6 protein-coding genes are annotated in these 10353 nt (G+C 61.5%); all 6 read right to left on the bottom strand.

The features are described from left to right. On the bottom strand, positions 1–610 hold a 610-nt coding region (locus B3B04_RS03865; RefSeq protein ID WP_292040049.1), incomplete at its 3' end, for a biotin/lipoyl-containing protein. Positions 611–667: 57 nt separating this feature from the next. Then, positions 668–3685, bottom strand: a complete 3018-nt coding sequence (locus tag B3B04_RS03860) for a 2-oxoglutarate dehydrogenase E1 component (RefSeq protein WP_292040047.1) — start codon at positions 3683–3685, stop codon at positions 668–670. A gap of 322 nt (positions 3686–4007) precedes the next feature. Then, complete coding sequence (gene sucD, locus B3B04_RS03855; RefSeq protein WP_292040046.1) at positions 4008–4910, bottom strand: succinate--CoA ligase subunit alpha; 903 nt, start codon at positions 4908–4910, stop codon at positions 4008–4010. A 32-nt stretch (positions 4911–4942) separates the two neighbouring features. Continuing rightward, a complete protein-coding gene (sucC, locus tag B3B04_RS03850; protein ID WP_292040045.1) occupies positions 4943–6133 on the bottom strand; it encodes an ADP-forming succinate--CoA ligase subunit beta in 1191 nt (396 codons plus the stop codon). Between the two features lie 175 nt (positions 6134–6308). Next, positions 6309–7832 carry a spinster family MFS transporter gene (locus tag B3B04_RS03845; protein ID WP_292040043.1) on the bottom strand — a complete coding sequence of 508 codons (1524 nt, stop codon included), beginning with the start codon at positions 7830–7832 and terminating at the stop codon, positions 6309–6311. A 113-nt stretch (positions 7833–7945) separates the two neighbouring features. Further along, positions 7946–10195, bottom strand: coding sequence for a TonB-dependent receptor (locus B3B04_RS03840; protein ID WP_292040041.1), 2250 nt, complete (start codon positions 10193–10195; stop codon positions 7946–7948). Between the last annotated feature and the right edge of the window lie 158 nt (positions 10196–10353).

Raw genomic sequence — 10353 nt, 5'->3', positions numbered from 1 at the left:
AAGCAGCCGGCGCGGCGGCCGGAGCCGGAGCGGCAGCAGCCTTCGGAGCGGCCGCAGCGGCAGCGCCCGAAGCCGAGATGGTAGCGATGACCTGACCCGGGGTGACGGCAGCGCCGGATTCCACGTTGATGGTCAGCACGCCCGCTTCCGGAGCCGACACTTCGACAGCGACCTTGTCGGTTTCGATCTCGACCAGCAGCTCGTCCTTGGCGACGGTGTCGCCCGACTTCTTCAGCCAGTTGCCGACCGAACCCTCGGCGACGCTTTCGCCCATGGTCGGGACAGCGACATCAACCGAAGCGCCACCGGCAGCAGCAGCCGGAGCAGCCGCTGCGGCAGGGGCTTCAGCGGCCGGAGCCGACGCAGCCGCTGCGCCACCTTCAGAGACCTGCCCCAGAACGGTGCCCGGAACCACGGTGTCACCTTCACCGGCATTGATGGCGGCCAAGGTGCCGTCAGCCGGGGCCACAACTTCCAGAGAAACCTTGTCGGTTTCCAGTTCGACGAGGACTTCGTCCTTCTTCACCGCGTCGCCGACCTTTTTGGTCCACTTGGCGATGGTGGCTTCGGATACGGATTCACCGAGGGCGGGGGTCAGAATATCAGCCATTGCAGGGGCTCTTTTTCGTAACGGGTCTTTGAATACGTTCTAGTGCGACGACGGCGGTTAGGCCATGGCCTCGGCGAGGAAGGTCTCGAGTTCCTTCAGGTGGCGGCTCATCAGGCCCGCGGCGGTCGAGGCCGAAGCCGGACGACCGACGTAACGGGCGCGCTTGGCCTTCACGTCAAGTTTCTCGAGGGTCAGTTCGAGCCACGGATCCACGAAGGTCCAGCCGCCCATGTTCTTCGGCTCTTCCTGACACCATACCAGATCAGCGTTCGGGAAGCGGGCCAGTTCCGCCGAGATCGACTTGATCGGCCACGGATAGAACTGTTCCAGACGCAGGATGTAGATGTCGTTGATGCCAGCCTTTTCGCGGGCGTCGAGCAGGTCATAGTAAACCTTGCCCGAGCAGACGATGACCTTGCGGATGTCCTTGTCGGACTTCAGCGAGACACCGGCGACGGTCGGACGCAGCTCGGCATCGTCACGCAGCACGCGGTGGAAGGACGAACCCTCGGCCATGTCGGCCAGGGTCGAGACGGCCTTCTTGTGACGCAGCAGCGACTTCGGCGTCATCAGGATCAGCGGCTTGCGGAACTCGCGGTGCAGCTGGCGACGCAGGATGTGGAAGTAGTTGGCCGGCGTGGTGCAGTTGGCGACCTGCATATTGTTCTCGGCGCACTGCTGCAGGAAGCGCTCAAGGCGTGCCGAGGAGTGCTCGGGGCCCTGCCCTTCATAGCCATGCGGCAGCAGCATGGTCAGGCCCGACATACGCAGCCACTTGCGCTCACCCGAAGAGATGAACTGGTCGATCACGACCTGTGCACCGTTCACGAAGTCGCCGAACTGGCCTTCCCACAGGGTCAGGGTATTCGGATCGGCCAGCGAGTAGCCGTATTCGAACCCGAGCACGGCTTCTTCCGACAGGGCCGAGTCGATGACTTCGAAATGGCCCTGGCCTTCGCGCAGATTGTTCAGCGGGAAGTAGCGCTCTTCGGTGGTCTGGTCGGTGATGCCCGAGTGACGTTGCGAGAAAGTGCCGCGCACCGAGTCCTGACCGGACAGACGCACGTTGAAACCTTCATCGACCAGCGACGCGAAAGCGAGGCTTTCAGCCGTGGCCCAGTCGATGCCTTCGCCGGTGGCGACAGCTTCGCGGCGGGCGTCGATGACGCGCTTCAGGGTCTTGTGAACGTCGACGCTGTTCGGGATCGAGGTCAGGCGAGCGCCGTAGTCTTGCAGCTTTGCAGCCGGAACCGCGGTCGAGCCACGCCATGCGGCGTCCTCGGTCTTTTCAGCGCCCAGGCCCTTCCAGTTGCCGTCCAGCCAGTCAGCCTTTTCGGCCTTGAACGACTTGCCGGCTTCGAACTCGGCGTCGAGGAAGGCCTCGAACTTGGCGATCTGGGCGTCGACTTCGGCCTGGGAGATCACACCTTCGGCCACCAGACGCTGCGAATACAGTTCGCGCGTCGAGGGCTGGTTCTTGATCTTGGCGTACATCAGCGGCTGGGTGAACGTCGGGTCGTCGCCTTCGTTGTGGCCGAAGCGACGGTAGCAGAACATGTCCACCACCACGTCCTTGTGGAATTTCTGGCGGTACTCAGCAGCCACCTTGGCCGCGAACACCACAGCTTCCGGATCGTCACCGTTCACGTGGAAGATCGGGGCCTGCACCATCAGGGCCACATCCGACGGATACGGCGTCGAGCGCGAGTTGCGCGGGGCCGTCGTAAAGCCGATCTGGTTGTTGATGACGAAGTGCATGGTACCGCCGGTGCGGTAGCCCTTGAGACCCATCAGCGCGAAGCATTCAGCCACAACGCCCTGACCTGCGAAGGCGGCGTCACCGTGGATGAGCACCGGCATAACCTTGGAACGGTCCAGCGACCATTCGGTATCGGGCTTGCCCTTGTTCTCTTCGGCCTCACGGATGTCGAAGGCCTGCTTGGCGCGAGCCTTACCCAGCACGACCGGGTTGACGATCTCGAGGTGCGACGGGTTGGCGGTCAGCGACAGGTGGACCTTGTTGCCGTCGAACTCGCGGTCCGACGAAGCGCCCATGTGATATTTCACATCGCCCGAGCCTTCGATGTCCGAAGGCACGGTCGAACCACCCTGGAACTCGTGGAAGATGGCCTTGTACGGCTTGCCCATGACGGCAGCCAGCATGTTCAGGCGGCCACGGTGGGCCATGCCGAACACCATCTCGTCGACGCCCAGCGAGCCGCCGCGCTTGATGATCTGCTCCATGGCCGGAACCATGGCTTCACCACCATCAAGGCCGAAACGCTTGGTGCCCGGGAAACGCTTGTGCAGGAAGCGTTCGAAGCCCTCGGCCTCGATCAGCTTGTTAAGGATGGCCAGCTTGCCTTCCTTGGTGAAGGCGTTCTTCTCGAACTTGTCGGCACCTTCGATGCGCTCTTGCAGCCAGGCTTTTTCTTCCGGCTCGGAGATGTGCATGTACTGCACGCCGATGGTACCGGCGTAGGTGCGCTTCAGGATCTCCATCACTTCCTTGAGGGAAGCGGTTTGCAGACCCAGCACGCCGTCGAGGAAGATCTTGCGATCCATGTCGGCGGCGGTGAAGCCGTAGAATTCAGGGGTCAGTTCCGGATTGTTGACCGGCTTCTCGATGCCCAGCGGGTCGAGGTTCGCGGCCAGATGGCCGTTCACGCGGAAGGCGCGGATCAGCATCAGGGCGCGGATGGAGTCGTGAGCAGCGGCGCGGACGTGATCTTCGGTCAGCGAGCCATTGGCAGCTGCCGCCGGCTGTGCAGGGCGGGCACCCGGCTTGCCACCCTTGGGGTCAGCCCTGGGCGCGGGCCAGCGGCCGTCAAACACGGCGGTCTCTTCGGTCGGATCGTCGCCGCCATTGCGGCCCCACGAACCGGCACCGGCCGACTGCTTGACCAGATCAGCATTGTCTTTCAGCTGATCAAAGAAGCTGCGCCATTCCGCCGACACCGAGGACGGGTCATTGGCCCATTTCTCGTGCAGGTCTTCAATGAAGGCCGCGTTGGCACCGTAAAGGAAAGAGGTCTCGGCAAAGACCTGGTTCAGCCGACCCGCATCGTCCGCCATTTTATCTCACACATCCTTTTCAACCGCCCTCTCAATCGGAGATGGGCGGGCGAGGCTCATATAGGCCCACTTTCCTTACTGGTCATGACCGAAGAGAGGCCAAACGGGTGTAATTTCGTCGAATCCGGAAGAAAAAACGCCTTCCAGTGACGGGTGAGGCTTTCGAAACACTCACCTCGCGCGAAATTTCTCCCGTTCACCCTGCGTCAACGCTCACTCACACGTCGTAGGCGAGTTTCATTTCATTATTCCTTAACGCGAAAAAGGCGGCAGGGTCTCCCCTGCCGCCTTCTGCTTTGGTCTTAGAAACCGAAGTCGGGACTTAGCCCTTGAGCACTTCGACCAGGGTCTTGCCCAGACGTGCCGGCGACGGCGAGACACGGATGCCAGCGGCTTCCATGGCAGCGATCTTGGATTCTGCATCGCCCTTGCCGCCCGAGACCACAGCACCGGCGTGGCCCATGGTGCGGCCCTTCGGCGCGGTACGGCCCGCGATGAAGCCAGCCATCGGCTTCTTACGGCCCTTCTTGGCTTCGTCGATCAGGAACTGGGCGGCGTCTTCTTCGGCCGAGCCGCCGATTTCGCCGATCATGATGATCGATTGGGTTTCTTCGTCGGCCAGGAACATTTCCAGCACGTCGATGAACTCGGTGCCCTTGACCGGGTCACCACCGATGCCGACAGCCGTGGTCTGGCCCAGACCTTCGTTGGTGGTCTGGAACACGGCTTCATAGGTCAGGGTGCCCGAACGCGAGACGATACCCACGTTGCCCTTCTTGAAGATCGAGCCCGGCATGATGCCGATCTTGCACTCGTCCGGGGTCATGATACCCGGGCAGTTCGGACCCAGCAGGCGCGAGTTCGAACGGTCCAGGCGAGCCTTGACGCGCACCATGTCCTGCACCGGAATACCTTCGGTGATGCAGGTGATGAACGGGATCTCGGCGTCGATGGCTTCGATGATGGCGTCGGCAGCACCTGCCGGCGGAACGTAGATCACCGAGGCGTCAGCGCCGGTGGCGTCACGGGCTTCGGCAACCGAAGCGTAGATCGGCAGGGTTTCACCGTGCGAACCGGTCCAGTTGGTGCCGCCCTTGGTCGGGTGCACGCCGGCAACCATCTGGGTGCCGTGGTAGGCCAGAGCCTGTTCGGTGTGGAAGCCGCCGGTCTTGCCGGTCAGGCCCTGCACGATGATCTTGGTGTCTTTATTGACGAGGATGGACATGTGTCTGTTCTCTGAATTCTGGTGTGCAGGGCTTAGGCGACAGCGGCGACGATCTTCTGGGCGGCGTCGTCCAGATCGTCAGCAGCGGTGATGGCCAGACCCGACTCGTTCAGGATCTTCTTGCCCAGTTCGACATTGGTGCCTTCCAGACGCACCACCAGCGGAACCTTCAGGCCGACTTCCTGCACAGCAGCGACAACGCCTTCGGCGATGACGTCGCACTTCATGATGCCGCCGAAGATGTTGACGAGGATGCCCTCGACCTTCGGGTCAGCGGTGATGATCTTGAAGGCTGCAGCGACCTTTTCCTTACCGGCACCGCCGCCGACGTCACAGAAGTTGGCCGGCTCTTTGCCGTACAGCTTGATGATGTCCATGGTGGCCATGGCCAGGCCAGCGCCGTTCACCATGCAGCCGATGTTGCCGTCGAGGGCCACGTAAGCGAGATCCCACTTCGAGGCTTCGATTTCCTTGGCGTCTTCTTCGGTTTCATCGCGCAGGGCGCGGATGTCTTCGTGGCGGTACAGGGCGTTGCCGTCGAACGAGACCTTGGCGTCCAGAACGCGCAGGTGACCGTTTTCCATGACGATCAGCGGGTTGATCTCGAGCATGTCCATGTCCTTCTCGACGAAGGCCTTGTACAGGATCGGGAACAGCGACTTGCCGTCTTCGGCAGCCTGACCGGTCAGTTCCAGAGCGGCGTTGATGGCAGCGACGTTCTCGTCGGTGACGCCGGCTTCCGGATTGATGGCGATGGTGTGGATTCTTTCCGGAGTGGCGTGAGCCACTTCTTCGATATCCATGCCGCCTTCGGTCGAGACGACGAATGCGGTTTGGCCGACCGAACGGTCAACCAGCAGCGAGCAGTACAGTTCGCGGGCGATGTCGGCCCCGTCTTCGATGTACAGACGGTTCACTTGCTTGCCAGCTTCGCCGGTTTGGGCGGTGACGAGCGTGTTGCCCAGCATTTCCTTGGCGTGGGCGACGGCTTCTTCGATCGAGAAGGCCAGACGGACGCCGCCCTTGGCATCAGCGCCCAGTTCCTTGAACTTGCCCTTGCCGCGGCCACCAGCGTGGATCTGCGACTTCACGACGTAAAGCGGGCCAGGCAGTTGCTTGGCGGCAGCTTCAGCCTGATCAGCCGAGGTGATAGCGACGCCTTCGGCGACCGGTGCGCCGTAGGCCTTGAGGACCTGTTTGGCCTGATATTCGTGAATGTTCATATTAGATCCGCGCCATTGGAGAGGTTTGGGGAAACTTTGGTCGGGCTTATAGGCGTTGCGGCTTCCGCAGTGCAACAGTCTGTCGCTAACTGAGGCACAAGAAGAGTTACAATGCACAAAGGCCGTCCGCGTCTGCGAACGGCCTTTGGCAGTTAAATGGCTGAGGTTTAAAGCCTTACTCGGTCCAGTCCTTGGTCAGGGTGCGCGATGCACTGAACAGCAGAACCGACGCCAGCAAATAAAAGCCCATGCCGGTATAGATGGCCCAGCGCAAACTCTCGTCGCCGAATGTCGGACGAAGAAGATCGCTCATCCACCCAAAGTAGAAGAAGCCAACCGCCAACCCGAGCAGGTTGTTGATCAGCAAGAAGATGGCCGAGGCGGTCGAGCGCATCGGAGCCGGTGCCAGATGCTGGACGGCTGCCGTGACTGGACCCAGCCAGGCCAGATTAAGCCCCGTCGGGATCAAAAAGATCAGGAAGGCCAGCAGCAGCGCCATGCCATGGCTACCGCCGCCCGGCAGCATGCCGATCAGCCACGGCGAGTTCATCGCCAGAATGAAGCACGGGGCCGAAATCAGGAAGCAAATCGCCGGAACCAGCGGGTAGGCCGCCTTGGAGCGCTTGGCCATTTTGTCGGCAACGGCCCCCCCCATCCAGATGCCCAGCAGACCGCCGATCAGGGCGATGCCAGCATAGTACCAGCTGACCTGCGACAAGGTCAGGTCGAAGCTGCGCATGAAGAACAGAGGCAACCAGCCCGCGACGCCATAACCACAAACCGAGGACGAAGCCGCCCCCAGCGACAGAAGCCAGAAGCTCTTTTTGCGCATGATCACATCGCCCGTGGACTTTGCGATCCACAAAGAGATGCCGATGACGGTGAACAGACCTGCGCCAAAGAAGGGGATGACAGGATTTTGCACGCCCACGCCCATCAGGCTAAGCGCACCCAGACCCGCAAACACGCCGGCAATGCCGAAAGAAGCCAGTGCGACCTTGCGTCCCAGACCGGTAGAGACCGCCGGCGACGGGGTCTGAGGTACAGGCGCAACCGCCGGTGCTGCCTGCGCGGCAGCCGCATCCGTGCCGCCGCGCTTGGGATCACGGACCGTCAGGCGAAGCACAGGCGCGACCAGCACACCCAGCACGCCCACCACGATGAAGGCGGTTCGCCAGCCGTACTCTGCCGCCAGCAGCCCCCCGACCAATGTGCCGCCTGCAGTGCCCAGCGGAATACCGAAAGCAAAAGCCGCCAGAGCGCGGGCGCGCTGGTTCGGCGGGAAATAGTCCGCGATCAGCGAATAGGCCGGAGCCACGCCCCCAGCCTCGCCGACACCCACGCCCATGCGGAACAGGAACAACTGACCGAACGAGCCCGCTACGCCGCACAGCGCCGTAAAGCCTGACCAGACAGTCAGGGCACCGGTCATGATCCACACGCGGCTGGACCGGTCGGCCAGCCACGCCAGAGGGATGGCCAGCGTCGAATAGACAGAGGCAAAGGCGATGCCGCCCAACAGACCAAACTGGCTGTCCGACAGATCAAACTCTTGCTTCAGAGGAGCCGCCAGAATCCCGATGATCTGCCGATCCACGAAATTCAGCATGTAAACAAAGACCAGGATGGCCAGCACATAGTAGCGATACGCCGGAGAAAACTCTTTCTCCCCGGGCACAGCAGCCTCGTTGGCGGACATCAGCACCTCCCCTTAGTTCTTTCCCGTTACGCTAGAACGAGAGAACAGAGTTTGGAAACAAAAAGGGGCAGCGGCTCAGCGCCGCCGCCCCGTACTCTTGGCTCAAACCACCATTAATATTTGGCGGTGAGTTTGATCATCCACGTACGCGGCGCACCGAAATAGGCCGTGCGGATGTTACCGATCGAGGAGAACTCCTGAGCGTCGGTCTTGTAGACTTCGTCAGAAAGGTTCTGGCCGTACACACCGATGCTGTAGCGATCCGACGCGTCCGACCACACGACGCGGGCGTCGTACAGCCAGTAGGCATCCTGATACATGCCCGGAATCTCGGCATCGCTGTTTTCATAGGTATTGTCGACAGCCAGAGCCATGCGCGAACGGTATTTGGCTGCGCCGCCGACCGTCAGGGCCGATCCGTTGGCCAGCGACCATTCATACTGGCCCCCGAAGCGCAGCGTCCACTTGGGCGAGAAGGCCGGATCCTGGAACGCGCGCGAACCATTGAAGCCGACGTAACGCTCGTCGTTGAACTCCTTGTAGTCCGCTTCGAGGAAGCCGACCTGGGCGTCCAGCGTCAGGCCCGACACCGGCACCAGAACGCCTTCCAGCTCAAAGCCGAAAATGTCCAGTTGACCCGCGTTCAGCACCGAAAGCACCGGCGAAGGCAAGCCGGTAGCCGGATCGGTGTCCAGACCGGCAACGCGGGCCTGGAAGTCTTCATACTGGGTCATGAAGGCCGCAGCATTCAGACGGAAACGGCGGTCCCAGAAAGTGGTCTTGGCACCGACTTCGAAGGTGTCAGCGGTTTCCGGTTGGTACTCGGTCGCCTCGGTCGCCGAGTTCGCGCGACCGTTGAAGCCGCCCGACTTGAAGCCCTGCGCATAGCGGGCATAGACCATGGCGTCGTCAGACAGCTGGTAGTCGGCCGACACCATGATCGAGGTGTCGTCATATTCACCGGTATCCGGCGCAAAAGTATAGGCGGAGTTGAACGCCGGCAGCAGGTTGTACTCGGCCGTGGTGTGGCGCCAGTAGTCCTTCTCTTCTTCGGTATAACGCACGCCGGCCGACAGGCGCAGCTTGTCCGTCACGTCATACGAAAGGTTGCCGTAAACCGCCTTGGAGGTGGTCTCCAGCGTATCGTCGATCAGGCGCAGGAAGCCCGAGTTGCCGAATGCCGGCCCCAGCAGGGCGTCGTTGTAGCTCTCTTGGTGAGAAGCGACTTCTTCCTTGAGATAGTAGAGGCCCGCGACCGCATTCAGGCGGTTGCCCGAATAGGTCAGTTGCAGCTCTTGGCTGACCTGGCTCTGGTCAACGGCCACGAGCGAGTCAGCGATTTCAAGCTCGGTCGCGTCGAAATCGATGTAGTCGTCGGTTGCCAGTTCACGATAGCTGGTGATCGACTTCAGGCTCAGGGTGTCCGAAACATCCCAGGTAGCACGCAGCGCGGTACCCCAGGTTTCCAGACGGGTCTCATTCGGCAGGCCCGGCGTGGTGCGGGTCTTGAAATCGTACTCGGCAGTCGGCGTGGCGACCGGATACAGAACCACCGACTTCAGCAGATCGGTCAGATCGTTCTGGGCCTGACCAACCGTGAGACCGGCATCGTCCTTCGAGTAATCGGCGCTGAGATCGATACGGAAATTTGCTGCAGGGTCCCAGGCCAGGCTACCGCGGATCGCTTGGGTGTGTTTGTCGTTATATTCCGCGCCGGTGACCGGATCGGTGACGTAACCCCCGCGCTCGGAGTGCAGGACCGACAGGCCCAGAGCCAGGTTTTCGGTCACCGGACCAGACACCGCACCTTGGGCTTCGATCAGGTCATAATCGCCGTAGGCGACCGAACCGCGCGCACGGAATTCCTGGTCCGGACGACGCGAGACCAGCTTCATGGCACCGCCGATGGTGTTCTTGCCGTAAAGCGTGCCTTGCGGGCCGCGCAGGATTTCGATCCGCTCCAGATCGAGCAGGTCGAACTGGGTGCCACGGATGCGCGAGTAATAGACGTCATCCACATAGACACCGACAGCCGGGTCGAAGGTCTGAAGGCTATCGGGCTGACCCACGCCACGGATGTAGATATTGGTGGAGTTCGACGAACCGCGGCCTTGAACAAGGTTCAGGTTCGGAACGGCACCTTGCAGATCGGTGACCTGCTGGGCACCGGCACGTTCCAGCGACTGTCCCGAAAATGCGGTCAGCGCCAGAGGCGTCTTTTGCGCGGACTCTTCGGTACGGCGGGCGGTGACGATGATGTCTTCCACGGCGGTGGTGTCTTGCGCCGACTGGGCGTGAGCTGCCGTGCCGATCGCGCTCAGGGCTGCGCCTGCCAACAAGGCGCACTTCACCATACGATTCATTTGAGTCCCTCTGTTTCCAACCTGATCGACGCTTTTATTCAGCGTTCAATGATTTTTCTTAGCTGTGACGGTTAAAGCCCGACCTGTCAAACGCCAAGATTGCCGTTAGGCTAAGTTGCACCGCACCGTGTGGCGCCGTTGCACACCGGGGCCAGACA

This window comes from Brevundimonas sp. UBA5713 (assembly GCF_002419815.1).
In the GTDB taxonomy this organism is placed as follows: Bacteria; Pseudomonadota; Alphaproteobacteria; order Caulobacterales; family Caulobacteraceae; genus Brevundimonas.
Note: the sequence above shows the minus strand (reverse complement) of the source record. Positions and strands in the feature narration are given on the sequence as shown.